Genomic DNA, 24,923 nt, shown 5'->3' on the forward strand with positions numbered 1-24,923 from the left:
CGCCTACCTAAATACAACACCAAATCATTGACACTAATTGTCAAATTTTGTTACGTGCACTTATACGGATACACATAAAATTAATTGTACAATTGAAATTTCAGTCTAAGGTTATGCGGGCAATTTCACTATTTGATGTTCCCGTCAGCCGCCGAGTAGGGGTTATTCCAAATTCAGATTTGTAGGGATTCAAATTCAGCACTTTAACTTTAATCACTACTTCTCTAGGTTTTTTTCCTTTTCATTAATTTAATCCCCAAAAATTAAACCCAATTCTTTGATATTCAATGGTTTCAAACTATATTGAATTTGCCAATCTCATAAGTTTAACAAATTTATTTTATTATGATTTTCAGTCTGATTTTTTGTTTTTTGAAACTCTTGCAGCCTGTGGATGAACGACCCGTAACCTATATTATTCGTGATTCGGAATTAGATAAAGAGTTTAATATTTTGAATATTATGCTGTATGGCACGGTTTACTATTTCAAAGAGATCGAGCCCACATCCGCGGCAGAGGCGTATGAAAAGTTTTTTGCGGGTGAATTCGTCCGTATACCCCAAAGGGCACGGTTCAACAAAGGTTTTCAGGAATTTGATTATTGGTTTGCAACTGATATAGAGAATATGACCAATAGGGAGCATCAAATAACATATGATGCTTACTATGGTTCTTTTTATAGAATCGATTATTATGAGTTTGATGCGCATGGGAATCTCTTAACAACTGATGCGGCCGGATACTCTGTTCCTGGAAATAAGAGAAAACTTAACCACAGAAATCATAGTTTTGAAGTTGTCTTACCTCCTAGATCCAAGAAAACGCTTTTTATAAGGGCGAATTTTATGGGTGGAAAAACGAGTTCAGCATTCTACAGTGGTGAATATCAATCGGTGTTGAGAGATTCTGGATGGAGGGCATTTTTAGTTGGTTTGATTTCCGGAAGATTGTATGCAATCGCGGTGTTAGGGCTTCTGGTTTTTTTGTTTTTCAGGCAAAAGGTTTACCTGTTTCTTTCCCTTTATATTGGATTTGGTATATTGATTTTTTTGGACGCAGACCAAAGCATTTTGGATGTTTTGGACAATGCAACATATATAAAGATGGGTCCTTGGTTTGCGCCAATTTCGAGTTTATTGTTCTCGACTTTTGCCCTTTTGTTTACGCATGAGCTTTTTCGAATCAATGTGAAAGAACAGACCCTAACTCTTTGGATTCCACGATTTGGGATGTTTCAACTTGCTTATGTGGGCATTTGCCTGCTGCTGTTTTTTAACTTTCTTGAGCCTAAGGAAATGCCGATTTTCTACACTATTTCTCAATATCTGGGAATTATCAATTTGGTTTTGTGCTTGGCAATTTGCTTTGTTTATTTCAGGGAAAATAAGGCGTTGGCAGGTTTCGCATTGATCGCAAATCTACTTCTAGCTTTTGGAGGGATTGTTTATTTCGCTACTAGCTTAGGATCTACGCGATTTTTGCCGTTTGATTTTGGTTTTATAACGTATGGTTTGACGTTCAACGTCCTTATCATCATCATTGGCTTAGTGTACCAATTTCTTGTTTCGCAGGAAACAAAAATCCGCCTCCTTACCGAACAAAACCAAATTGAGCAACAGATGGTCAAAATGACCATCGAAGCCCAAGACAAAGAGCGGCAGCGCATCGCCAAGGACCTGCACGATGACTTGGGTTCCAACCTTGCGATGATCAAACTCCGCATGGAGCTTTTGATGGAAAACCAAACCAAGCCGAATCACAGTAACCAGAATCTGGAAGAAATCCATCAACTGCTCGACGGGGCCTGCAGGGACCTGCGCTATATTTCCCACGAGCTGATGCCCGCTGACCTCTCGACCAAGGTCATGCGAACCATGGTTGAAGAACTCGTGGAAAAGCTCTCCGTCCAGAAAAGAGTCGCCATCCGCGCCCAAATGGAAGAAATTCCCGTCCTTTCCATAGATACCAAGGTGAATCTATTCCGAATCATCAAGGAACTGATGAACAATGTCCTCAAACATGCGCAGGCCACCGAGGCTAGTATCCATCTCTTCAAGCTTCCCGATTCCGACACGATCACCTTGGAAATCAGCGATAACGGCAAAGGCATGCCCAAGGAAGTACTGGAAGGGAAGTCCAAAGGCATGGGACTGAAAAATCTTAAAAATCGGGTGGACTATTTAAATGGAAAACTGAAAATCCAAAGCAGTGGCTTGGGAACATTGATAAAAGTAGAAATACCCTTGGAATCCAATCAATTGGCTTATGAAGAAAACGATACTGATCGCAGATGACCATGACCTCTTTGCAGGTGGTTTGAAACTTATTTTGGAGACCATGCCCGCTTTTGAAATGATTGGCAAGGTCTCCAATGGAAAAGAACTGATAGATTTTTTGGAAAACCATGACCAGGTTGATTTGCTGGCTCTGGATTTAAGTATGCCTTTGATGGATGGCATGCAGGCTTTGCCTTTTTTACAACGGAACTTTCCTTCTTTGAATGTTTTGGTCGTCACAGGTCAACATACAACTGCCACCATGGAATTGTGCAGGAACTTGGGTGCTAAGGGATTTGTGGGCAAAGATGCCAGTCTTGCCATTTTTAAGGAAGCCCTGCAAGAAGTTTCAGAAGGGAGGGGATATTTTCAACCTGTTCGTACCGGTATGGAAAACAGGGTTTATACTATTGATGATACTTTTGAAAAGCTCAGAGAGACCTACCAATTGTCCTTCAGAGAAATGGAGATCATCCAAATGATTCTACATCAACAGGAAACCAACGCCATAGCCCAAAAACTCCATCTTAGTCCCTTGACTGTAAAAACCCATCGCAAAAATATTTTTAAAAAGCTTAAAATCAACAATGTAGTGGGGCTTATGAATTTGCTGAATGAGATGAAGGGGTGAGGATTACTTCTTTTATTCTTTTGAATATGAAAATGATCTGATGGTCAAAAATAGTTGGTAAAATCCCTTTTAACGGTCTGAATTTAAATTGATTAAGAATACTTTATTGAACTGGGTTCAATAGGCAGATTAGCTGTTTTTGAAAATTTTTCTGTCACCAATTTTACGGATTTTGATCCTAAACAGGAGCTACTTTAGGCATAGCCCGTTTGCTCTTTTTTCAGAAGAAAAAGAAGTTCATGAAAAGCGTCCTTTGTGGCAGACAGGTTCCTTTTTTCCCAACTTTTCATCCCAATTTCAATTAGCTTATAGGCCTCTTCAGGCATTCTTTGCTGACTGGAATCCAAGAAACTTTTGCTGTATTCCACGGCTTTTTCCCAATTCTCCTCTTCCACGGCCATCCCCATCAAAGGTCCTTTGTAAAGAAATTCTATGGGATTGGATCCTGGAAATTGCCTATATGCTTCGATGGCAGATCTTAAAAATTGATCAGCTTTCTCCCGATTACCCAACTTCCAATATGCCCATCCTAAAATGCTATCGGAAGCACCGATATAGTAATGGCTATTGACTGATTTTGCCAGATTCAAAGAGGCTTCTGCAAAAGCAAGGGTTTTTGACAAATCTCCTTTTTTCCGCATGGCGAGTGCGATATAGGTTTTGCTAATAAGGAGAGAATCCATATCCCCCACATGCTCGATATATTTGAAGCTTTCCAGAAAAATCTCTTCTGCCAAATCATGTTCATTTCTCCACATTCGGGCAAATCCGGATTTAGCCAATGCCCTTCCAATCAAGGCTTTATTACCTATTTGCTTTGCCGTATCCAATTGCAGATTCAGCCTGTCAATCATAAAATCAGGAAGTTGGAAATACCTAAAGCGCCTAAGGTCTGAAAGGAAAAGTGTTCCGTACAAGCGATTTTTTTGGACAAGATTCCCAAATTTTTCAATGATGGGATTTACCCGATTAATGGTTTCATCCAGTTCAGGTACTTTATTTCCAAAATAATAAGCCCAAGCCAAATCCAATTGAAGGTCGATCCATTCTTCTATCCACATTTGGCCATTTGCTTCGCTGAATTCGCCTAAAAGCTGCTCTGAATCCTGATAATTTTCGATCATTTTTGGAAAATTTCGTGCCGCATTGAATGCCAGTCCCTTTTTCCGGATAATCTGCGCTTTTTTGAAAATTTCTTTTGGATCGAGATTGGCAAGTGCTTGGTCCAATGACTTAAGTGCCTCTGCTGTTTCTCCCAATAAGCTGTAAATCCCTCCAATTTTCTCTAAACAGTATTCCAATTCCTTAATTTGGATGCCGTCGTCCTTTTTTTTGATTTCCTCAACAGCTTTGAGGTAAAGATTCAGTGCCTCCCGGTTGGAATAGTTTTGTTCTGCTTTTTCGGCTGCTTTTTGGTAGTAATAGGAGGCTTTCGAAGGTTCCCCTCCCAGGGAAAAATGAAAAGCCAAGCTAGGTGCCAATTCATCGAGTTGCTCAGGGAAAATGTCTTCCATTGACTTAGCGGTCAGCAAATGAAGCGCCTTTCTTCTTGAAATCAATAAACTCTGGTAGGTCACGTCATGGGTAATGGCATGTTTAAAGATGTATTCTTCGCTTTCCCTGTTTCTGATAAGTGTTTTCTTTAGCAATTCATTTAAGGATTGGTCAATGTCAAACCTTGGAGTTTCCTGTTCTATAATCAGTTTTAATACCGAATCCTGAAATATCCTCCCAATCACAGAAGCATTCTGAAGTGTATGTTTGCTGGTAGCAGGCAAACGATCAATCCTTGCTGCAATCACTCCCTGTAGGGTATCCGGAACCTGCAGATCTTGGATTTTATCACTTACCGTAAACCTGCCGGAATCCAAAATCACCATTCCCGTTTCAATTAAGGAACGAAGCAACTCTTCCAAAAAGAAGGGGTTGCCTTCTGATTTCGAAAGAATCATTTCCAAGGTTTTGGAGGGTAGGTTGTCTATTTTCAAAAGGTTTTCCAATAACTCGGCACTTTGCTCTGCTGATAGTGGACTGAGTTCTAATTTTTCGGGATTGAGCTCCAGTTGGGTAAGATTTTCAAACCACTCCAAGATATTTTCTTGCGTCCGACTCACTATCAAAAAGAAAATCGGGAGTTTTTTTGATCCTTGGAGGATGTGTTGAAGGAGTTGGATAGAGGAGGCATCCGCCCAATGAAGATCTTCCCAAACCAAAACCAAGGGACGGTCTTTAGCCAGTTGGGTTATCAATTGGGCAAAAGCTTCCCACATTCTGACTTGAATTGCAGAAGGCATGACGTCCTTAAAAATCTCCTCAAATTCCTGTTTCAATGGAAGTCCCCGAAGTCTGGATAAGTATGCCGTCCTTTGAGTTGATTGATTGAGAAATTTTTGCTCAAGAAAACTCTCCAAAATATCGGATACAATAGGAGGAGGAGTGTCTTTCTCTACTTTTAAGATATCATCCAAGAGAGAATTGACTATTTTATAACTTACTGATTCTGTGTGTGCAAAAGCGCGTCCTTCAAACCATTGGAAACGACCTGAGAATTTGGTGCGTAACTCTGAAACAAGCCTGCTTTTTCCCATTCCTGCTTCTCCGAATAGGAAAAAAACTCCGGCTTTTCCTTTGTCCAAATTTTCCAAGCCAACCTCAATTCTTCCCATATCCTTTTCCCGTCCAATGATGGGGGAGAAAAGTCCATCAAGGCCCCTTTCCCTTGTGATATACTTTTTGATTGCCTTTAGTAAATAAATTTGGACAGGTTGAGATTTTCCTTTGAGAGAAATGGGCGGCAAAATGTCAAATTCAAAGTAGGGAGCAGTGAGTTTGTAAGTGGTAGGACCAATAAAAATCTGTCCGGATTCGGAAGCACCCTCGAGTCTTGCTGCAAGGTTCACTGCGTCTCCCATGACAGAATATTGCTGTCGATACTCAGAACCTAAACCTCCTGCCACGACTACGCCTGTATTGATCCCAAAATGCATCCCCAAGCGAAGACCTTGGTCTTGATTGAATTGATTCAAGGCTTCCATCATATCTAAGGAAGCCCTTAAGGCCATTTCTGCATCGTTTTCCCGTGCTATAGGTGCTCCGAAAAGAGCCATGATTTCATCACCGATAAACTTGTCTATGGTGCCACCGTATCTCTCGATGATCGGAACCAATACATTGAAGCAGCCATTCATGATTTCTCTGACTCGTTCAGGATCCAATTTTTCAGAAAGGGCCGTAAAACCGGATAGGTCTGCAAACATGACCGTTACCAATTTTCGTTCGTCAAGGCTTTTTGGTTCCTGAGAAATATTTCTCAGCGTAGCGAGCTTTTGTTTCAGGGGTTCGAGGGCCAAATCCACAATGCTATCTCCCAAATGCTCTCGCTGGGCTTCAAGTGATTTAATGGCTTTTTCTACTTGCTGAATCTCGTTCACCCGATTTATTTTTTAGCCTTCGTGACAAAATGGATAGAAGAATTTATCAAAAAACTTAGGTAAAATTCATGATTTAGGATGGCAGAGCAAATTTGTGACTCAAAAATTCTTCAGGGTGAATCAGTTTAATGTCAAATTCCTCTGCGGTCTTTTTCATATCTCTGGGTAGCGCATCATTGTTAGCGACTGCATAGTTCAATGCCATGATATTGCCTGCTGCGGGATTAACCAAGGCTAGTATTTTGGACATCAATCGGATCACAAAAGGCGGAGTGGACTTTATTTTCAAAGGTTTTCCATAAAGCCTTTCGAATATTTTCTTGATATCTAAAGGAGAAAGTCCCTCAGGGCCGCCTATTTCAATAATCCGATTGATTGCTTTGGGATTAGAAATGGCGGCAATACAAAAGTCTGCCACATTCTCTACGCTTATAAATGCGTTTTTCCTGTCTCCCTTTCCAATGACGTTGAACGTTTCCTTCTGCTCGATATCATTTTTGATTCCTGCGAAAAAATCATTTGAAAATTTAAATGGTCTGTCAACGGTATTGACCTCAGCACCTCGAAGAGGGACGGTGGTTCCAAAGAAAGGAAAATATACCTCCATAAAAGCAGTAGGCTGTATAATAGTATAGGGCAAGCCGGATCGTTTGAGATGACTTTCTACCCGCCTTTTTGCCCGACTCAAGGGGACGGTATTTTCCAATTTTGGAAAAGGCAGGGCAGATACATAAATGAAATGTTTTATCCCGGCTGATCTTGCTGCATCAATTAATTTCATAGTTCCATTTTCATCTGTTTTTTCCAAATGATCCCCTTTCTGACTTGGTGTGGCGGTAGTCGCAGTAGTGACGATAATATCAATATCCCTCAATCCGGTTTCAAATGTTTTGGAATCCAACAAGTCCACTAATCGAAAATTTACATTTCGAAGCCTCTCTAAAGGTTTTGTATTTGATGTCCTTCGGTGGCCTGCAAAAATGGAATGAGCGGTTTTCTGTTCTGAAAGTTTTCGGACTATCGTAAATCCCAATTGACCGGTGGCTCCAACAATTAAAATATTCATAAAAAGAGTATTTAAGTATAGCTAAATTTACTTGAAAACCATTTTTGTAAAAATACCCCCAATGGGGTATTTTAGCCTCGCCATTTTAGTTGGATTCATATTTTTTTGAAAAGTTATTTAGTTAAAAATACCCCTTTAGCAGTATTTTTTTATCAGGTTCAAAATCAGAAATTTAAAATAGTGTTAAGATTTATAACTCATCTTTTTTGCTTAAACAACATTCAACATGGCAAAGATTTTAATTTCAGTCGGTGGGGTCGAAGGACATACCTTCCCAGTCCTTCCCATAGCCAAAGGTTTGGTTCAGTTGGGCCATCAAGTTCATTGGATTGGAAGCGGTAGTTTCCGGGAAGCCATCGAAAAAACCGGGTCTAAATTCTATCCCTTTCCTGAAGAATATGATCCACATTACCTAGGTATTCCGATCTATGAATTCCGTCCTGCTTTGGCAAAGAAAAAAGGAATGGACCAAATCAAAGAGTATTTAATGTGGTTTTTTGATGAGGTAGGGGAGTTTTTTGATACTTTTAATCACTTGATTAAAGAAGTCCAGCCTGACATTTTTATAGGAGATCCGGTTAATTTTTCCCCCTTATTTTTTGGAGAAATCCTTGGGAAACCAACCATCAACCTTCATGTTGTACCCCCACTAATACTCAGTCAGGACACGGCTCCATTTGGTTCGGGTTTGCTGCCGGGGAAGAGTCCCTTGATGCGGGTTAGAAACAGGTTATTAAATTACCTCGTTGACCGGGTGCTGTTCAAAGATTTGACAGCCTATGGGAATCAAGTCAGGCAAAGATTCAATCTCCCCACATACCAAGGCTTTTTTGGTGATTTCAACAAATTTGTTGATCGTGTTTTGATTTTTTCAGTACCGGGATTTGACTATGAGCGGTCCGATATGCCTGATAACCATCAGTTTATCGGTCCACCCTTGCCAAAGCCTGACCCAAATTGGGAGGAACCGGATTGGTGGGGAGATTTGAAAAAGGCCAAAAAAGTGGTGCTCGTGAATCAGGGCACCATTGCCAATGATATTCAAGACCTGATAATGCCCACCCTGATTGCCCTGAAAGACGAACCGGATACCTTGGTCGTGGCGGTTCCCATCAAGGAGGAAATCCCCAATCTTCCTTCCAATGCGCGTGTAGCACCTTTTATTCCTTTTGCCAACCTTCTGCCTCATGTGGACCTACTCGTTACCAATGGAGGCTACGGAGGTACTAACATGGCCTTGGGTTTTGGTATCCCGGTGGTGATAGGGGGAGCGACTGAGGATAAGATGGAGGTGGCACAACGGGTGACGGTCTCAGGAACAGGAATTGACATGAAAACCATGAAGCCCACTCCGCAAAAGCTGAAGGCCGCCATCCAAGAAGTGTTTACCAATCCCAAATACAAGCAAAACGCCCTGCGTCTTAAAAAGGAAATCGAATCCTACGACTCCATTGCTTTGGTGGATAAAGCGATTCAAGAGCTTTTGGAGAAGTATGAGGGAAAGAAAGAATTAATTGCTTGATCTTAAATCCAAATTCTTCTTCAACAAATCACCTTCACCTATGGCAAAGATCTTAATCCAAGTGGTACCAGTGGAAGGCCACATGTTCCCATCGCTTCCTTTGATGAAAGGATTGGTGGATTTGGGCCATGAAGTTCATTGGCTTGGCAGTCGGTTTTTTCAGCAAAAAATCGAGAAAACCGGCGCGATCTTTCACCCGATCCCAGAGAAAATGGACTACAAGCATGCCGGAAAAACCCTCTATGAATACCGACCCATTTTTGCCAATAAGAAGGGTTTGGACCAGATTAAAGAATATGTCAAATGGTTCTATGACGAGGTGGCGGAATTGCGGGAGCCATTTCATGCTTTGGTAGACGAGGTTGAGCCTGATGTTTTCATTGGAGATACGTCTACCTATTCTCCACTCTTTTTTGGTTTTAAACTAGGAAAATCAACGATAAGATTGGAAGTAATTCCTCCCTCGGTTACCAGCAGAGATACAGCTCCTTTTGGTTCGGGGCTGATGCCCGGAAGTAGTCCCCTCATGCGTCTCCGAAACCAGTTTTTAAATTACTTGGTGGATGGGATACTGTTTAAGGACGTTGCTGCTTATTGCAATAGGGTTTTGAAAGATTTTGGCCTTCCCATTTTTCCTAGACTTTTCAGGGATGGAATCAAGTCAATCGATAGGGTGCTCATTACTTCTGTGCCAGGTTTTGACTATGAGCGTTCGGACATGCCAGATAATCATCGATTTATCGGCCCTTATATTCCCAAGGAAGATCCCAACTGGCAAAAACCGGATTGGTGGGGAGATTTGAAAAAGGCCAAGAAAGTGGTACTTGTCAATCAAGGCACTGTCGCAAATAATATTCAGGATTTAATTATCCCCACGCTAATCGCTCTCAAAGATGAATCGGATACACTAGTGGTTGCCGTTCCGGTAAATGAGGAAATCCCAAATCTTCCAGCCAATGCCCGGGTAGCACCCTTTATCCCCTTCGGCAATCTCTTGCCGCATGTGGACCTTTTTGTCACCAATGGAGGCTACGGCGGAACCAATATCGCGCTTGGATATGGAATCCCTTTGGTGATCGGCGGAGCCACGGAAGATAAAATGGAAGTGGCGATGCGGGTGACAATCTCGGGAACAGGCATCAATATGAAAACCATGAAACCCAAACCCGAAAAACTAAAGGCCGCTATCCATGAAGTCTTCACTAATCCCAAATACAAGCAAAATGCCCTTCGCCTGAAAAACGAAATCGAATCCTATGATTCCGTGGCTTTGTTGGATAAGGCGATTAAAGAGCTTTTGGACAAGTACAATAAGAAAAATATAGTCCTTGTTTGATATCACTTAACACAACCGATTATGAAAAATGTATTGATTACCGGCTGCAGTACCGGACTGGGTTTTGAGACCGCAGCGCATCTGGCAAGAAACAGCTACAATGTAATAGCCACCATGAGGAATCCTTCGCGAAGCCCTGAACTCGGGGAATTGGCCAAAAAAGAAGGTTTGCCCATTACCATTCTGACCATGGATGTAGACCAGGACGAATCTGTCCGAAATGCCTTTCAGGAGGCTGTGGACCGATTTGGACCAATCGATGTATTGGTCAATAATGCGGGAATCGCCTCAGATTTTCCTTTGGAAGAAACTTCCATGGAGCTGTTCCAGCAGATTTTCCAGACCAATGTATTTGGGGCCGTGCGCTGCATGAAGGAGGTCATCACTCCGATGCGGAAGCGGGGAGAGGGATTGATCATCAATGTCTCCTCCATCGCCGGAAAAACCCAATCTCCAAGCATGGCAGCCTATGCCGCTACCAAGTCCGCCCTGAATACCATCAGCATGAGTTTGGCAGGTGAAGTCGGGCGGTTTGGAATACGGGTGGCGATCGTCGAACCGGGATTTATCGATACCCCCATCCTCAAAAAATACGATACGGCTCTCCAATCCATTTATCCCAACCGGGAGCAATTGACTGCCTTGGGGCAAGCTTCTGTGGCACTGACTAAAGCGCATCCCATCGTGGTAGCAGAGAAAATACAGGATATCATTACGGGAAAATCCAGTACTTTTTCCAATGTAGTAGGTCCCGATGCCGAGCCACTTTTGGCCTTTAGATTCTCTATGAACGACGAGCAGTGGATCGAAAACGGAAAAATGGATACCGAAACCTTTGCAGAAGGAATGCTTCAAATGGGAATGGATATCAGACCGTATTTGTCTCAAGTTCCCAAAGCTTGACTTTTTGGTTAAATCAAAAAGGGTTTAAAGTACACTAAGGCCATTCCGTTTTGGGATAGCCTTTTTTTATCAAAAGGATTTTCTAACTTAATGAATATGAACTGATTGGTTTTTATAAAAAAATGATCGCTGTGAGAATAGGGCTTGCTTCTTTTTTGGTGTTCACTTTTTGCCTTATTGGTAGGTGGGAAAATGCTTTTGCCCAGACAATCAAGAGCCACAAGATCGTTACCCCACAAACAGAGCATCAACCGGGTTTTTTGAAAAACTGGCCATATTTCAATTTTTGGATGGAGGACATGATCTATTTTTTGGAAGAAAAAGAGCCCTTGGAATGGCAGGAAGCGAAAGCAATGTTCCATTCCGGAGATTTTGATTTGCTGGAGGGTAGGGTCTTTAATAAGGGTTTTACCGAATCCGTTTGGTGGTTTGCTTTTCGATTGGAAAATCCACTCGACTCGGATATCACTTTCATCTTTAACCCTTATTCTTCCAGTCACACCACTGCGGACTTATTCGTGATCAATGAATCTGGAGAATTGCTTGATTCTTTCCAATCAGGCCACAGAGTTTTACAAAAAGATAGACCAATCAAGTATTGGGTGGTCAATTTTGAATTACACGTACCAGCGGGTGAAGCCAGAGATTTTCTCCTGCGTGTGGATACCCAAGGCAGATCAACTTTTACTACTTTTTACCTGGATTTGGATTGGGACTATTGGTGGAATGAGATCGAAAGAGGATTTGCTTATGGTGAAATAGCAGGTCGAACTTCTTTGATTATTTTCCTCGGGATTGTCCTGCTGCTTTTTTTCAAGAAGAGGCTTTACCTTTATTTTGCGCTATACTTGACGGCGGATTTGATAATTCTCCTTGACATTGACAATTATATTTTTTTCAGATACGAGGGTGAAGTTTACTTACTTCTGGGACAGATAATCCTTCCCTTTTTTAGCCTGATCATGGCCTTTTTCCTTATTAATTTCAATTTGGAGTTTTTCTCAATCAGGAATCGCCAAAATACGATATACCATTCTTTCAATGCTTGGAAAAAAGTATTGACAGTTTTGGCTGTTTTGGTTTTGACCACTTTGGCCTATCCTGATTGGTTTGGGTTGAAGATCCTAATTTATGAAGCCGCAATTCTTGTGACTATGGCCACCTTATTGGCTGTGCTTTGGCTCTGTATACTTCAATATCGCTATCATAGAAATGAAGCGTTATTTGCATTAGGAGCGCACTTTTTCTTATCCGGAGGCATGATTTTCTACTACATTTCGATATTGGGTTGGTATGAAGCCCATCCTTTGGAAATGTATTTTCAGGGCTATGGAGGATTGTTCCATGCAGCGATTTTGATGGTGGGAATGGTGTACCAATACCACCGAACTCAAAAAGAAAAGGATAAAATTGCCCAAGAACAGATCAATACCGAACGGGAGATTTTGAAGCATTCAATTCAAGCTCAAGAAAATGAGCGACATCGGATTGCTAAAGACTTGCACGATGACTTGGGTGGCAACCTCGCCTTGATCAAACTGAAAATGGAACTGTTTGCTGATAAGAATCTCGGAAATGGGTATAAGGCTGAGTTTGAGGACTTGGTCAGCATGATGGAAGATTCCTGCAAGGACCTGCGCTATATCTCCTATGAACTGATGCCCTCGGATTTTTCATCCAAGGTTCTCCGAACGATGATTGAGGAATTGCTGGAAAAGATCAATTCACAAAAAAAGCTACACTTCAGCTATGAGGTAGGGGATTTCCCTCCCCTCAATATGGACGTCAAGATCAATATCTTCCGAATCATAAAGGAACTGACCAACAATATCCTCAAGCACTCCCAAGCCACCCAAGCTAAAATCAAACTTGAATTGGACGAGGATTCCAACGAATTGAAGCTGCTAGTGGAGGACAATGGTAGAGGGATTCCAAAAGAAATCCTTGATGGAAAAGTAACGGGAATGGGTCTTTCCAACTTGAAGAGCAGAGTCAGTTTTCTAAATGGCCGATTGGATATCCGAAGTAGCGGTTTGGGGACGAGGGTCAGTATTTGGGTGCCGGTAGTGGGTGAAAGGTCTGGTTCGGTTAATTGATGAGCCGGTAATATAATTCAACCCCTCTCGGGGTTGGGAGGAGCGTCAACCGTCTTTTCTTTTTACCACCGGATTGGCATCCGGGGCCAATAACCTGTCGGTCTTCAATCCCTATCGGGATTTTGAATGTGGGATAATCGAAATGAGCCTGTCTTGAGGAATCCCGGGAGTTGGAATTCCTTCAGTACATATTTGAACCCAATGAAAAAAGCCACCATCTGGCGGCTTTAAAAAAGATCATTTTAAAAAGAATTAATCTCCATCCCAAACCCCCTGTTGCATACGGCTGTCCAACTCATTGAAGTAAACCACAGAAAGTGTGATCAAGCCATTTTCAATTTTAAAAGTTTGGTGGATGTCCAGATAAACTTCTTTTCCTGAATCTTTGGATTTACCTATAAATACACTCCATAAGAATACCCAATTTCCATTGTATTCTGGAATTTCGTCCCCCGACACATTTACACTGATCATTCTGGTGCGGTCATACCGGACTTCAGAAGTCATATCCCAAATGCTTTTGATATTCCGGATCATATCATCCTTGGTTCCTGGAGAATCCCATCTTGGTCCAAATTCAACGTAGTTAGCAGCATGTGTCTGCCCCAGCTGAGCTGCATTTCTGGATGTCATGGCTTGGATATAAGCCCTGATTACAGCTTGATCTTTTTCCCCGTTGGGATTGAGAACAAAATTACCTTGTGCCTGTATTGTCATTGAAAGCAATATCAGCAGCATTGTCGGAATAAAAATAAGTTTTTTCATAGCTTTTGTTTTTTCAGAAAGCTATTTCAAACGAACCTAAAATAAAATACTGCTTAAGTGGTATTTCTTCAAGGCCTTATTAGTTGTCAATACCCCTTTTGATGTATTTTTTCAAAGTCAATTTTTTTTGATTTTTACTAAAATTAATTTCAAAAAGAAGATACTGGAATCAGGTTCCCAAAAAATTCAAATGGTTCATTCAAGGTTCAAACAAATAATCCAATGAATCCCAATTCAAAAAATAATCCTATAGTTATTAATGGCAAACACGGGGAACTGCTTGCTGCCGCTGTGATGCTGTCTAAATATGGATTTGAGGTATCTGTCCCTAAAACCTTTATGAAACCTATCGCTGATCAAGCTTTATTCAATCCGGATTTTAAAAAATAATTATTATCAATAAGGTTTATAATTATTTATGTATACAAGCAATTATTCCAGAAGATTGGACATACATATCAATTCTCTTCTGAATACTGAAATGCCCGGAATATCGCTTCAGTCTTCCGTCCTGATTAGCTAAACCATCAATGAAATTCCATCTTAGCGACCCTATTTTTTGAAACATAATCCTTGGGAAGATACTTTAGCAGCTGCTTTTTAAAAGCGTGAAAATCCACAGTAATGGTATGCCTAGGAGTATCTATTTGCTTGTAATGAGGGTGTGTTACCTCTTTTTCGCAAAGTTCTTTGATATTGGAAGGTCTATTCCATTTTCCGGCGATTTCCCTTGCCATGATCTTTGCCTGTAATTCCGCTCCGGGCCAAATACAGCCCAAAGGTTGGAACATTCCCACAAAATAGAGATTCCGGAATTCGGGATGGAACATTTTGAGGTAAAGTGGGACCGGACCTGAACTGTAGTCAATAAACTTTTTATCAAAGAAAGGGTGGGAGAGGTAGTAGCCGGTGCAGGCAATGATAGTATCATACTCTTCCTCCATACCATCTTCAAAAATCACCTTTTTCCCTTCCAATCTTTTTATATCAGGTCGAGGTTTCACTTTCCCATGTCGGATTTTATAAAGCAGTTCATCATTGATCGTAGGGTGGGTTTCGCCGAATTTGTTTTCCACTTTTCGCAAACCGTAAAGGTGGTTGTCACCTACCATTATTTTGAGTAAAATATCGAAGAAAAAACTTCTTATTTTCAAAGGAATCCATGCGCTTCTTTCACCGATTTTGTCTGAAGGTTGGCCAAAAAAGAACTTTGGGATGATTCTATAACCACGTCTCCAGGAAATGGCAGTCATTTTACTGACTCTGCTGGTTTCCACAGCGACATCGCAGGCGGAATTTCCGCCACCTATGACAAGAACCCTTTTATCCTTGAATGGTTCAGCCTTTTTAAACGTGTGAGAATGCAAAAATTCCCCTGTAAATTCTCCCGGGTAATTTGGCCACCTAGGATTCCAATGGTGGCCGTTGCAGACGACGAGATCTGAAAATTCTTCAGTTTTTCGGATTCCACCTGTTTCAGTGGTAATCTCCCATTTTTTTTGGCTGATCCATTCGCAATGAATCACCATGGTATCGAACCTAATATGTTCTACCAAGCCAAAATGATCAGCATAAGCCTGAAAATACCTTCTCAATTCATCATGGGATGGATAATCAGAAACCGTGGTATCAAAATCGTCAAAAGTGAAATCCGAATATTGGGATAGTGTTTTGGAGCTGATGATATGGGTGGTTTCAAAAACGCTAGAGTGGCCTTCATTTTCAGAATAAACCCAGTTTCCGCCCACTTCTGAATTCCGGTCAAAGCATATTGCGTCAATACTTTGGTCCAGGAGATTTTTCAAAGCAGTAATTCCGGAAGGACCAGCCCCAATGACTGCGACTTTTTTAGGCATATTTTTCTATCAGTTCTTTGGACATCATAGCTGTACCTATGGATGCCTTTGCTTCAATTGGCTTCAAATTATCAAAAAATCCGGTTTCAGGAACTTTAACATCAATAATATATTTCAAGCTTTCCTTAGGGGCATATTGGATTAGGCCGGCTGCAGGGTAAACCAACATGGAAGTGCCGATTACGGCAAAAATATCCGCTTCCATGGCGGCATCGATGGCAGGTTCCATCATTGGGACCATTTCTCCAAACCAGACAATAAATGGTCTCAATTGACTTCCTTTTTCACATTTGTCTCCCAATTTGATTTCCCAACCATCCATATCATAAACCAAAGAGGGATCAACAGTACTTTGGGATTTGAACAGTTCTCCATGGAGATGGATGATTTTGGAGGAACCGGCTTTTTCATGCAGGTGGTCCACATTTTGGGTGACGATGGTTACATCGAAGTATTTTTCCAACCTTACCAGTTCCAGATGGGCTTCATTGGGTTCTACAGTCAGAGCCTGTTTCCTTCTTTGGTTATAAAAGTCAAGCACAAGTTCCCTGTTTTTTCTCCATCCTTCCGGAGAAGCGACCTCCATTACATCATGTCCTTCCCAAAGTCCACCCCTGTCACGGAAAGTGCTGATTCCGCTTTCGGCGGAAATCCCGGCACCGGTAAGGACTACCAATTTTTTCATTTCAAAAATCAGGTTGAGGTAAAGGATTGATTTAAGGGCTCAATCTCAAGAAAAAAAGTGAAAAAAAGAAAAGAGTTTAAAATCAAAAATGGATAAAAAAAGGGGCCAATTGGCCCCCTAAAATCTATGCTTTCTTTTTGGTAAACTTACCTTTCTTTTTTATATCAGGTTGATTTTCAATGATTTCTAATGTTTCAGCGTAAGTTAAATTTTCAGCTTCTTTCCCTTTCGGAATTTTGAAATTGTTTTTTCCAAACTTAATGTAAGGCCCCCATCTACCATTTAAAATCTGTATTTCAGGATTCTCTTCAAAGGTTTTGATATGCTTCTTGTCATCAGCTTCTCTTTTGTCTTCGATGAGCTTGATGGCTTCATCTTCAGTGATGGTCATTGGGTCTTGTTCTTTTCCTAGGGAAACAAATTTGTCATCGTGTCTGAGATAAGGGCCAAATTTACCTACAGCCGCAACGATCTTTTTATCTTCAAAGTGGCCTACTTCTCTTGGTAATTTGAAAAGTTCCAAGGCATCTTCCAAGGTAATGTTTTCGATAAACTGTCCTTTTTTCATGCTGGCAAACTGCTTCTGTTCATCTTCCTGATCACCGATCTGAACCAATGGTCCAAATCTCCCTAACCTTGCAAACACTGATTTACCGGATTTTGGATCCTTGCCTAATTCACGTGAACTGTTTATATCAGCTCGAGCCACATTTGCTGTCTCTTCTACTCTGAGGTGGAATTTGCTATAGAATCCCTCGATCATATCCTCCCAATTCTGCCCGCCATGAGCTATATCATCAAACTCTTTTTCTACTTTGGCAGTAAATGAAAAGTCGATTACATTAGGAAAATGCTCCACGAGAAAATCATTGACCACCATGGCGATGTTAGTCGGGAAGAGCTTGTTTTTATCAGCACCGGTTACCTCTTTTTTTGTTTCTTTTGAAAATTGTCCTTTCACAATTTTCATTTCTGTGTAGTTTCGGTCGGTACCGTCTCTTGATTCTTTGGTCACATAATCTCTTTTTTGGATAGTAGAAATGGTAGGGGCATAGGTGGAAGGACGGCCGATGCCCATCTCTTCCAATTTTTTTACAAGAGATGCTTCAGTATACCTTGGTGCAGGCCTGGAGAAAGTCTCTTTTCCCTTCATTTCTTCCAAATCAAGATTTTGACCAATGCTTACAGGGGGTATCAGCCCTTTATTTCCATTTTCCTCATCTTCCGGTTCATCGTCGGTATCTTCAAGATATACCTTCAAAAATCCCTCAAACTTGATGACTTCACCTGAAGCAATCAATTTTTCGGGTGTTGTAGATATACCGATGGTGACTATGGTTCTTTCAAGCTGGGCGTCAGCCATCTGTGAAGCAATTGCACGCTTCCAGATCAATTCATACAGGCGCTGCTCATTACGGTCACCATTTACCTCACTTTTTGCAAAATCTGTAGGCCGGATAGCTTCATGGGCTTCCTGTGCGCTTTCAGATTTGGTGGAAAACTTGCGGGGTTGGTGAAACTCAGGCCCGTAAGAAGCGTGAATCTCGTTTTTGGCCGCAGCGATTGCATCTTCTGAAAGGTTTACACTGTCCGTACGCATGTATGTAATCTTTCCCGCCTCATATAGTTTTTGGGCTACTGACATGGTCTGCGCCACAGAGAAACTCAGTTTTCTACTTGCTTCCTGCTGAAGGGTAGAGGTGGTAAAAGGTGGAGCAGGAGTTTTTTTAGCGGGTTTTTTCTCGAGGTTTTCGATTGTAAAATCAGCTCCGAGACATTTATTCAAAAATTCTTCCGCATCAGCTTGACTTTCAAATTTCTTCGGAAGCTCCGCCGAAAGTCTTTTTCCTTTGACTTCAAATACTGCGGTAATCCTATATGATGATTTTGATTTGAACTTTTCAATTTCTCTTTCTCTGTCTACAATCAGCCTTACAGCCACAGACTGAACCCTTCCGGCAGAAAGGCCTGCTTTTATTTTTTTCCATAGTATAGGAGAAAGTTCAAAACCTACCAACCTGTCAAGAATCCTTCTTGCCTGCTGTGCATTGACAAGGTCAATGTCAATTTTCCTTGGGTTTTCTATTGCTTTGAGGATAGCATTTTTGGTAATCTCCCTAAATACGATTCGCTTTGTTTGCTCATCCTTCAGATTCAATACTTCCTTGAGATGCCAAGAAATGGCTTCTCCTTCGCGGTCATCGTCACTTGCTAGGTAAATGGTTTCAGCTTCTTTTACCAAACTTTTAAGCTGTTTGATTACATCTTTCTTGTCGGGAGTAACTTCGTAGGTCGGTTTGAATTTATTTTTAACATCAATAGCATGATCTCCTTTTGGCAAATCACGGACATGACCATAACTTGAGGCAACCTTATAATCCTTACCGAGATACCCTTCAATGGTTTTCGCTTTGGCCGGTGACTCTACTATTACTAAATTTTTTGACATAAGTATGTTGCTTTAAAAGATTGGCTCGCTTCTGTGGCTTTCCATTTAAAATCCTAAAAATAGACTGCAATATATTCCTATCCAAATAAACATTTGCTTCACCTTTTTAATTGGCTTGGTTTTCGACATATTTATAATCATAAAAATTAATTCAAAATGGCATCTATCAAGCATTTATATGTATTAAGACATGGTGAAGCCAAGCCGGGGATTGGTCATCTTGGCGACATCAAAAGACCCCTTACCGAAAAGGGGCAAAAGCACATTGAGAAGTTATCCAAGATCTTGGCAGGCAGGGAAATATCTTTTGATTTGGTTTTGATGAGTCCTTCAATAAGGACTTCCCAAACAGGGGAAATTATTTCAAAGTATGTTTTTTCAAAAGAAATTATTGTGGAAGATGATATTTATGAAGCTGAGACAATGGCACTCTTACATCTTTTAAATAAAATCAATGAACCTGTGGAAAATTTGTTGTTGATTGGTCATAATCCCTCATTAAGTGCCTTGATTTTATACCTGACAGGAAATGGTTCGGTCAATTTACATCCGGGAATGTTAGCCATTGTTGAGGTTAGCGTTGAAAATTGGAACCTGCTTGGAAAAAATACCGGTATTCTGAAAGAAATAATTTTGTAATTTGAATTCTGAGTCTTTTTGGTACTGACTCTTTCCATTCAAAAAAAAAGTCGCTTTCCAATAGGAAAGCGACTTTTCGGTCAAATGACTAATCTTGATGGATTATTTCTTAAGGTCACTTTTTACTTCTTCCATTGCTTTGTCAAGGTCCTTTGAATCAAGATTTTTGTCCTTGGCGTGGAAAGAAATAAGTTTAGCAAATGATCCGCTGAAATAGCCGTTAAGAAGGTTTTTAATGGAAAAACTTCTGTATTCGTCTTTAGAAACTATTGGAAAATATTCATGTGATTTTCCATAAGCTTTGTGATTGACAAATCCTTTTCTTTCCAAAATCCTCACTATAGTAGATACAGTGTTGTAGGCTGGTTTTGGTTCTGACATTTTTTCAAGGATATCTTTGACAAAGCCTTTCTCGATATCCCACAGAATCTGCATGATCTGTTCTTCTGCACGGGTTAGTTCTCTCATAATGTGTTTAAGTTTAAATTCGTTTCCAACTTATCCATTTAGTTTCTTAAATCCAAGAAAAGGAATTAAATCTTTTTCAAGTTTATTATTTTTTTTTTAAAAGGGTTTTGGCGGTGATTTATGAGGTTTAAAAAGGTAAATAAAATCACAAAAAAATTATAAAACCACATATTTATATTCTACTAACAAATATATTTATATAAAATAAAAAAACCTCTTAATAGAGGTTTTTAAAGAATAAAAATAATTATTTCTTTTAAATAGGCCGAAGTTTAATGATTCCAGAGGCATGGAGCAATTTCACAATTGGATAAGTGGGGTCAAACTCATACCATTTAACAGCAAAATTGGGACGGTTGGGTAATTTGTGGTGGTTGTTTTGGAATAATTCTCCCAACATCAAAAGGTCAAGTAGTAAACTGTTCTTTGATTTGTCGTTATTATCAAAATTTGCATAGCCATATTTATGACCACTCCAATTAACAATCGCTCCATGAACGGGCCCCATCATAAAATGGATTGGCAATAAAAAATACATCCACCAATGGGTTCCGGCCAATTCAAATACCGAGATACTCAAAACATATACCAATACATAAAAGAGACCCCATCCCAATCGGACAATCATGGTGTCAGCAAATAAATCGAATTTGTTCCAATCAGGAACATCTTTTGAAAACCTTTCCTCCGGCTTGAGCTTGAAGCTAAAGTAGTCATTATAAATGTTTTTTGTTTTCCACATCATGGTAAATAAATTTTCAGTATGATGCGGACTGTGCGGATCTTTTGGAGTATCGCTGTAGGCATGATGCATTCTGTGAAGGATCGCATAGGCCCTTGGTGACAGATAAGAACTTCCCTGACAAAGCCATGTAAAGAAGTAGAAAAACTTTTCCCAGTACTTGTTCATGGAAAACATCTGATGGGCAGCATACCTGTGGAGGAAGAAACTCTGGCAAAACAAAGAGAAATACCAGTGGAGAAGAAAGAAAGCAATTAATATCACTGATTTGGGATTAAGAATTAATAATTATCTACAAAGATATACACAATAATCAAAATTTTAAATCAAAGTTGTAGGAACGGAAATATTATTTAAAAAACTTCCTTTAGGGTAGGTTGACATCATCGTAAATTAAATTCATTTTGAATTTAGAGGGGATAATGCTGTTATTTTAACTTATTGAGGATTAGAGAAAAACTAATATTGAGTTACCGGATCCTGTGTTGTTTTTTTTTACTTATAATCTTACATCTAAATTATTTATCCTAACAAATAGTTTGCAAAATAAGCGAATCAAAGAACACTGCTTACAAAACGCTTGAACCTTAGAAACCGATTCTTAAATTAAGAGAAATTTTAAAACCTTTGACCCAATGAGCAAATCCAATAAGGCTATCCAAATAATTTTACAATTGATTTTAGGTGCTGTTTCGGTTTTGATTGTTCAATATATCCTGCCGGGTGTTGCTGTTGAAGATTTTTTTACAGCCATTGTTGTGGCTGCATTATTGACTTTGCTGAACCTTACGATTAAGCCGATTTTGATTTTTTTAACGATACCGATTACAATTTTGACCTTGGGTTTGTTTTTACTTGCGATCAATGCTATTCTTATTTTGTTGACGGCAGAGATTATTCCTGGTTTTTCAGTTGATGGATTTTGGTGGGCATTATTGTTCAGTTTGATATTAAGTATTGTTAACTCTCTATTGGGTGTCAACCTTGGCCGCAATACCTAAAAAGGATAAATTATTGTGTAGGAAGTGTTTGGTCATCTTTCCGCATGTAAAGGACTTTCTTCCCGCTTTGATTTTTGAAAAAATGTTTTTGGTCGGATTTTTTAACCAGAACCAATAATATGGCTTTTTCAACCTCTATATTTTTATCATCGAACTCCACATTCTCAAAAACTTCAAATTCTAGCTGCGGGGATGGGTCACAATATTGATTGGCTGCTTTTTCGATCATAAAAATTTCCTCTTCCGGATCGATTCCAACAATTTTCTTTTTATCCGATACACCTATAACTATTGTACCACCCTCAGAATTTGCAAAAGCAACCAATGTCTTTGCAATTTTTTGGGCTGAAGTGATGGATTGTTTGAAATCGATAGTTAGGCCTTCACTTGTTCTCAGGAGGGTTTTTAAAAATTCTTCATTTTTTTTCGGTAACAACATTTTTTTTTAATATAAATCCTTGTATTTTAATTACTTGAATCTTGTTTATGCTTATTCTTTGCTCAGAATGCTTTTAAGTTAGCAGAAAGCATTGTATGTTGTCTCCGATTCTACCAACTTTTATCATATGAAATATAAAAATGAAGGTTTTGCACCTGAAACAATTGAAGCCTTGAAAAAAGAACTTGAAGCTTCAAAAAAAAGCTTCAAGATTGTTCCCGGGGAGGATAATTCCGAGGAATTTGTAAATTTTTATTTTATAGGCATGCATGAAGGAAAAGAAGTGGTATATGATGCAGCCCTTTATACATTGAGGCTTCATCATGCCTCAGAGGTCTATGAATTGGCCGAACATGAGGCAGCTAAGAAATTTTCTAATTTTAAAGGCATCCATTATGAGGAGGACGAAAATGGAAACCTCAAACCACTAAGCAGCGAGGAAGAGGAGATAGGGTGGTTTATGACTGAGATCATCATGGATATTGAAGAAGATGAATCTGTCAAAGTCCAAGAATTTGTAGATGTGGACATGAACCATGACTATGGAATAGGGTTGGACGCAGCCCTTAACGTGGACGAAATAACCGAAAAGGTGATTGTCAAATTTATCAAAGAATTTAATGATGACAGTCTGGTTTTGGATGATACACTTTATGCATTCCAATCAGAGGAAGAAGATGTGGATGATTAGGCAAGGTTTTTTACCAAACTATTTTTGAAGACGCTTGTTACACAACAAGCGTTTTTTATGTTATGCTCAAAATTGCCTGGTCTCCCATTTATTGCCACCCGCTTCCTGCAGGACACCGATTCCCAATGGAAAAATACAATCTACTCCCCGAACAGCTTATTTACGAAGGGACTGTCAAGGAATCCAATTTTTTTTCCCCCGACAAATTGGAAGAAAAATGGATAGTAAACACCCACAGCCACACTTATTTTAAACGATTAACATCGCTTTCTCTTGAAAAATCTGAAATCAGGAAAACAGGCTTCCCACTAAGCCTTGAACTGATTGAAAGGGAAATCCTGATCATGCACGGATCAGTACAAGCTGCGGTATTTGCGCTTGAATTTGGAATAGCCATGAACATAGCCGGAGGCACACACCATGCATTTGCCGATAGGGGAGAAGGTTTCTGTCTTTTGAATGACATTGCAATTGCATCAAACTATCTATTGAAAAATAAATTGTCGAGTAGGATATTGGTAGTGGACTTGGATGTGCATCAGGGTAACGGAACAGCGAGTATTTTTGAAAACAACTCCTTTGTGTTTACCTTCAGTATGCATGGAGCATCCAATTATCCCATGCATAAGGAAAAATCAGACCTTGATATTGGCTTGCCTGACAAGATTTCAGATGGGGAATACCTGAAGATATTAAAGGAAACACTTCCAAAGTTGATCGATACATTTGAGCCTGACTTTATTATTTACCAAAGCGGGGTTGATGTTTTGTATTCTGACAAATTGGGTAGATTGGGACTGACCGTCGCAGGTTGCAAGGAAAGAGACAAAACGGTACTTGAATTAGCCAAGCTTCATTCTATACCAATAATGTGTTGTATGGGGGGAGGATATTCCGAAAAGTTGAGTCTCATCGTAGATGCTCATGCCAATACTTTCAGGCTTGCACAAGATTTGTTCTTTTAAAAGATATGAAAAAGTTAAAAAGAAAATGGTTCATTTATTCCACCTTGGGTATTCTGATTATGGGGATAGGATTAAGTGTTTTAGGCGAGGCAATAATAGCAAAGGCACTTACAAAAGGATTTTTGAATTGGTTTTTGATGGGAACAGCCGGGTTGGCACTGATTTTTGCAGGTTTGTCTATTTTTGGTCAAGGTGTTGTTTACAAAACCATTATTGACCAAAAGAAACAGAATCTTTAACGGAAATTAACAATTGACCCCCTAAATAAAATTTGCAAAAAAGATACTTTGTTTATATTTGCGCCAATTAGAAAAAAGACAATCGTGAAAAGAACAGCAAAATTATTAGTCTTGGCAGGAATTTCAGCTTTGACATTTTCTTCATGTGACCAAGCAGGTAAAAGCACAGAAGGAGCGGCATCGACCGAATCAAATGAGGCAGTAAGTGTGGCAGATCTGAAAGTAGCCTATGTGCTGACAGACAGTGTGATCGCTAGGTACACCTATTTCAAAGAGAAATCAGGAGAAATCACCCAAAAAGGGAAAAACTTTGAAAATGAACTAGGTTCAAGAGCCAAAGGTTTTGAGCAGGAAGTCGCAAATTTCCAGCAGACTGCCCAAGCGATGACGCCTAACCAAGCAAGAGCAAAGCAAGATGAATTGGTCAAGAAAGAACAAAACCTAATGACCTACAGAGACAACATCATGCAGGAATTGTCAGGAGATGAAGCTAAGTTATACAGCGATGTATATGATCAGATTCAAGTATTTCTAACCGAATATGCAGAGGCCAACGACCTGGAAATGATATTGTCTTATACCCGTGGTGGTGCCATTTGGTATTCCAATAAGGCTTTGGATATCACAGACATAGTGGTAGAAGGTATCAATAAAAAGTATGAAGCTTCCAAAGTTTCTGCTGCTACGAAATAAGAACTTAACGGTTTGGAAAAAGCCCGGCA

Annotated in this window: 22 protein-coding genes; 13 read left to right on the forward strand and 9 right to left on the reverse strand. The window is 40.0% G+C overall.

Translation table 11 applies throughout. The features are described 5' to 3' along the window. Window positions 1-345: 345 nt before the first annotated feature. Both MMU07_RS16885 and MMU07_RS16890 read left to right on the forward strand, forming a co-directional pair. Window positions 346-2,295, forward strand: coding sequence for a sensor histidine kinase (locus MMU07_RS16885; protein ID WP_241127526.1), 1,950 nt, complete (start codon window positions 346-348; stop codon window positions 2,293-2,295). Beyond that, complete coding sequence (locus tag MMU07_RS16890; protein WP_241127528.1) at window positions 2,267-2,908, forward strand: response regulator; 642 nt, start codon at window positions 2,267-2,269, stop codon at window positions 2,906-2,908. The genes MMU07_RS16885 and MMU07_RS16890 overlap by 29 nt, the downstream gene beginning before the upstream one ends. Window positions 2,909-3,102: 194 nt before the next feature. Here MMU07_RS16890 and MMU07_RS16895 read toward each other — a convergent pair whose 3' ends face one another. Continuing rightward, on the reverse strand, window positions 3,103-6,339 hold the full coding sequence (locus MMU07_RS16895) for an adenylate/guanylate cyclase domain-containing protein (protein ID WP_241127530.1): 3,237 nt from the start codon (window positions 6,337-6,339) through the stop codon (window positions 3,103-3,105). 73 nt (window positions 6,340-6,412) lie between these two features. After that, on the reverse strand, window positions 6,413-7,405 hold the full coding sequence (locus tag MMU07_RS16900) for an SDR family oxidoreductase (RefSeq protein ID WP_241127532.1): 993 nt from the start codon (window positions 7,403-7,405) through the stop codon (window positions 6,413-6,415). A gap of 226 nt (window positions 7,406-7,631) precedes the next feature. On the opposite strand from MMU07_RS16900, the gene MMU07_RS16905 reads away from it, so the two are divergent. From MMU07_RS16905 to MMU07_RS16920, 4 genes are all read left to right on the forward strand, one after another. Then, window positions 7,632-8,927, forward strand: a complete 1,296-nt coding sequence (locus tag MMU07_RS16905) for a nucleotide disphospho-sugar-binding domain-containing protein (protein ID WP_241127533.1) — start codon at window positions 7,632-7,634, stop codon at window positions 8,925-8,927. Between the two features lie 40 nt (window positions 8,928-8,967). Then, window positions 8,968-10,263 carry a nucleotide disphospho-sugar-binding domain-containing protein gene (locus MMU07_RS16910; RefSeq protein ID WP_241127535.1) on the forward strand — a complete coding sequence of 432 codons (1,296 nt, stop codon included), beginning with the start codon at window positions 8,968-8,970 and terminating at the stop codon, window positions 10,261-10,263. Between the two features lie 21 nt (window positions 10,264-10,284). Beyond that, entirely contained in the window at window positions 10,285-11,166 is an 882-nt protein-coding gene (locus tag MMU07_RS16915) for an SDR family oxidoreductase (protein WP_241127537.1), read from the forward strand. Window positions 11,167-11,288: 122 nt separating this feature from the next. Next, a complete protein-coding gene (locus MMU07_RS16920) occupies window positions 11,289-13,262 on the forward strand; it encodes a sensor histidine kinase (protein ID WP_241127538.1) in 1,974 nt (657 codons plus the stop codon). Between the two features lie 252 nt (window positions 13,263-13,514). On the opposite strand, the gene MMU07_RS16925 is transcribed toward MMU07_RS16920, so the two are convergent. After that, a complete protein-coding gene (locus MMU07_RS16925) occupies window positions 13,515-14,027 on the reverse strand; it encodes a nuclear transport factor 2 family protein (RefSeq protein ID WP_241127541.1) in 513 nt (170 codons plus the stop codon). A 222-nt stretch (window positions 14,028-14,249) separates the two neighbouring features. Here MMU07_RS16925 and MMU07_RS16930 point away from each other — a divergent pair, with 222 nt between their 5' ends. Further along, window positions 14,250-14,417 carry a hypothetical protein gene (locus MMU07_RS16930; protein WP_241127543.1) on the forward strand — a complete coding sequence of 56 codons (168 nt, stop codon included), beginning with the start codon at window positions 14,250-14,252 and terminating at the stop codon, window positions 14,415-14,417. 137 nt (window positions 14,418-14,554) lie between these two features. Here MMU07_RS16930 and MMU07_RS16935 read toward each other — a convergent pair whose 3' ends face one another. The 3 genes from MMU07_RS16935 to topA all read right to left on the reverse strand — a co-directional run bounded on the left by MMU07_RS16935 (window position 14,555) and on the right by topA (window position 19,017). After that, on the reverse strand, window positions 14,555-15,883 hold the full coding sequence (locus MMU07_RS16935) for a flavin-containing monooxygenase (protein WP_241127545.1): 1,329 nt from the start codon (window positions 15,881-15,883) through the stop codon (window positions 14,555-14,557). Beyond that, a complete protein-coding gene (locus MMU07_RS16940; RefSeq protein ID WP_241127547.1) occupies window positions 15,876-16,568 on the reverse strand; it encodes an SIR2 family NAD-dependent protein deacylase in 693 nt (230 codons plus the stop codon). Before MMU07_RS16940 ends, MMU07_RS16935 begins: the two co-directional genes overlap by 8 nt. Window positions 16,569-16,692: 124 nt before the next feature. Next, the gene (gene topA / locus MMU07_RS16945; protein ID WP_241127548.1) at window positions 16,693-19,017 is read right to left on the reverse strand and encodes a type I DNA topoisomerase; all 2,325 of its coding nucleotides are present in this window, start codon (window positions 19,015-19,017) and stop codon (window positions 16,693-16,695) included. Window positions 19,018-19,173: 156 nt separating this feature from the next. Between topA and MMU07_RS16950 the strand changes: the two genes are divergently transcribed. Then, window positions 19,174-19,656 carry a SixA phosphatase family protein gene (locus MMU07_RS16950; RefSeq protein WP_241127550.1) on the forward strand — a complete coding sequence of 161 codons (483 nt, stop codon included), beginning with the start codon at window positions 19,174-19,176 and terminating at the stop codon, window positions 19,654-19,656. Between the two features lie 102 nt (window positions 19,657-19,758). Here the strand turns inward: MMU07_RS16950 and MMU07_RS16955 are convergent, their stop codons facing one another. Both MMU07_RS16955 and MMU07_RS16960 read right to left on the reverse strand, forming a co-directional pair. Further along, a complete protein-coding gene (locus MMU07_RS16955) occupies window positions 19,759-20,124 on the reverse strand; it encodes a BlaI/MecI/CopY family transcriptional regulator (RefSeq protein ID WP_241127575.1) in 366 nt (121 codons plus the stop codon). Window positions 20,125-20,380: 256 nt separating this feature from the next. Further along, window positions 20,381-21,130 (reverse strand): acyl-CoA desaturase, encoded by a 750-nt coding sequence (locus MMU07_RS16960; RefSeq protein ID WP_241127577.1) that lies wholly within the window; start codon window positions 21,128-21,130, stop codon window positions 20,381-20,383. A 371-nt stretch (window positions 21,131-21,501) separates the two neighbouring features. Here MMU07_RS16960 and MMU07_RS16965 point away from each other — a divergent pair, with 371 nt between their 5' ends. After that, complete coding sequence (locus MMU07_RS16965; RefSeq protein WP_241127579.1) at window positions 21,502-21,867, forward strand: phage holin family protein; 366 nt, start codon at window positions 21,502-21,504, stop codon at window positions 21,865-21,867. Window positions 21,868-21,877: 10 nt separating this feature from the next. Here MMU07_RS16965 and MMU07_RS16970 read toward each other — a convergent pair whose 3' ends face one another. Continuing rightward, on the reverse strand, window positions 21,878-22,306 hold the full coding sequence (locus MMU07_RS16970) for an AlbA family DNA-binding domain-containing protein (RefSeq protein ID WP_241127581.1): 429 nt from the start codon (window positions 22,304-22,306) through the stop codon (window positions 21,878-21,880). Window positions 22,307-22,433: 127 nt separating this feature from the next. Here MMU07_RS16970 and MMU07_RS16975 point away from each other — a divergent pair, with 127 nt between their 5' ends. The 4 genes from MMU07_RS16975 (at window position 22,434) to MMU07_RS16990 (ending at window position 24,894) form a co-directional block, all read left to right on the forward strand. Next, window positions 22,434-22,997 (forward strand): hypothetical protein, encoded by a 564-nt coding sequence (locus tag MMU07_RS16975; protein WP_241127590.1) that lies wholly within the window; start codon window positions 22,434-22,436, stop codon window positions 22,995-22,997. 62 nt (window positions 22,998-23,059) lie between these two features. Beyond that, window positions 23,060-23,962 carry a histone deacetylase family protein gene (locus tag MMU07_RS16980; protein ID WP_241127592.1) on the forward strand — a complete coding sequence of 301 codons (903 nt, stop codon included), beginning with the start codon at window positions 23,060-23,062 and terminating at the stop codon, window positions 23,960-23,962. A 5-nt stretch (window positions 23,963-23,967) separates the two neighbouring features. Then, window positions 23,968-24,201, forward strand: coding sequence for a hypothetical protein (locus MMU07_RS16985; RefSeq protein ID WP_241127594.1), 234 nt, complete (start codon window positions 23,968-23,970; stop codon window positions 24,199-24,201). A gap of 84 nt (window positions 24,202-24,285) precedes the next feature. Continuing rightward, on the forward strand, window positions 24,286-24,894 hold the full coding sequence (locus MMU07_RS16990) for an OmpH/Skp family outer membrane protein (protein WP_241127596.1): 609 nt from the start codon (window positions 24,286-24,288) through the stop codon (window positions 24,892-24,894). Window positions 24,895-24,923: the final 29 nt, after the last annotated feature.

Origin of the sequence: Cognataquiflexum nitidum (assembly GCF_022538055.1) — a bacterium.
Taxonomy (GTDB): Bacteria; Bacteroidota; Bacteroidia; order Cytophagales; family Cyclobacteriaceae; genus Cognataquiflexum; species Cognataquiflexum nitidum.

Excerpts from the sequence above, each read along its gene's own strand:
- MMU07_RS16885 (WP_241127526.1), top strand. The coding sequence starts at position 346 with ATGATTTTCAGTCTGATTTTTTGTTTTTTGAAACTCTTGCAGCCTGTG.
- MMU07_RS16890 (WP_241127528.1), top strand. The coding sequence starts at position 2,267 with ATGAAGAAAACGATACTGATCGCAGATGACCATGACCTCTTTGCAGGT.
- MMU07_RS16900 (WP_241127532.1), bottom strand. The coding sequence starts at position 7,405 with ATGAATATTTTAATTGTTGGAGCCACCGGTCAATTGGGATTTACGATA.
- MMU07_RS16905 (WP_241127533.1), top strand. The coding sequence starts at position 7,632 with ATGGCAAAGATTTTAATTTCAGTCGGTGGGGTCGAAGGACATACCTTC.
- MMU07_RS16910 (WP_241127535.1), top strand. The coding sequence starts at position 8,968 with ATGGCAAAGATCTTAATCCAAGTGGTACCAGTGGAAGGCCACATGTTC.
- MMU07_RS16915 (WP_241127537.1), top strand. The coding sequence starts at position 10,285 with ATGAAAAATGTATTGATTACCGGCTGCAGTACCGGACTGGGTTTTGAG.
- MMU07_RS16920 (WP_241127538.1), top strand. The coding sequence starts at position 11,289 with ATGATCGCTGTGAGAATAGGGCTTGCTTCTTTTTTGGTGTTCACTTTT.
- MMU07_RS16925 (WP_241127541.1), bottom strand. The coding sequence starts at position 14,027 with ATGAAAAAACTTATTTTTATTCCGACAATGCTGCTGATATTGCTTTCA.
- MMU07_RS16930 (WP_241127543.1), top strand. The coding sequence starts at position 14,250 with ATGAATCCCAATTCAAAAAATAATCCTATAGTTATTAATGGCAAACAC.
- MMU07_RS16935 (WP_241127545.1), bottom strand. The coding sequence starts at position 15,883 with ATGCCTAAAAAAGTCGCAGTCATTGGGGCTGGTCCTTCCGGAATTACT.
- MMU07_RS16940 (WP_241127547.1), bottom strand. The coding sequence starts at position 16,568 with ATGAAAAAATTGGTAGTCCTTACCGGTGCCGGGATTTCCGCCGAAAGC.
- topA (WP_241127548.1), bottom strand. The coding sequence starts at position 19,017 with ATGTCAAAAAATTTAGTAATAGTAGAGTCACCGGCCAAAGCGAAAACC.
- MMU07_RS16950 (WP_241127550.1), top strand. The coding sequence starts at position 19,174 with ATGGCATCTATCAAGCATTTATATGTATTAAGACATGGTGAAGCCAAG.
- MMU07_RS16955 (WP_241127575.1), bottom strand. The coding sequence starts at position 20,124 with ATGAGAGAACTAACCCGTGCAGAAGAACAGATCATGCAGATTCTGTGG.
- MMU07_RS16965 (WP_241127579.1), top strand. The coding sequence starts at position 21,502 with ATGAGCAAATCCAATAAGGCTATCCAAATAATTTTACAATTGATTTTA.
- MMU07_RS16970 (WP_241127581.1), bottom strand. The coding sequence starts at position 22,306 with ATGTTGTTACCGAAAAAAAATGAAGAATTTTTAAAAACCCTCCTGAGA.
- MMU07_RS16975 (WP_241127590.1), top strand. The coding sequence starts at position 22,434 with ATGAAATATAAAAATGAAGGTTTTGCACCTGAAACAATTGAAGCCTTG.
- MMU07_RS16980 (WP_241127592.1), top strand. The coding sequence starts at position 23,060 with ATGCTCAAAATTGCCTGGTCTCCCATTTATTGCCACCCGCTTCCTGCA.
- MMU07_RS16985 (WP_241127594.1), top strand. The coding sequence starts at position 23,968 with ATGAAAAAGTTAAAAAGAAAATGGTTCATTTATTCCACCTTGGGTATT.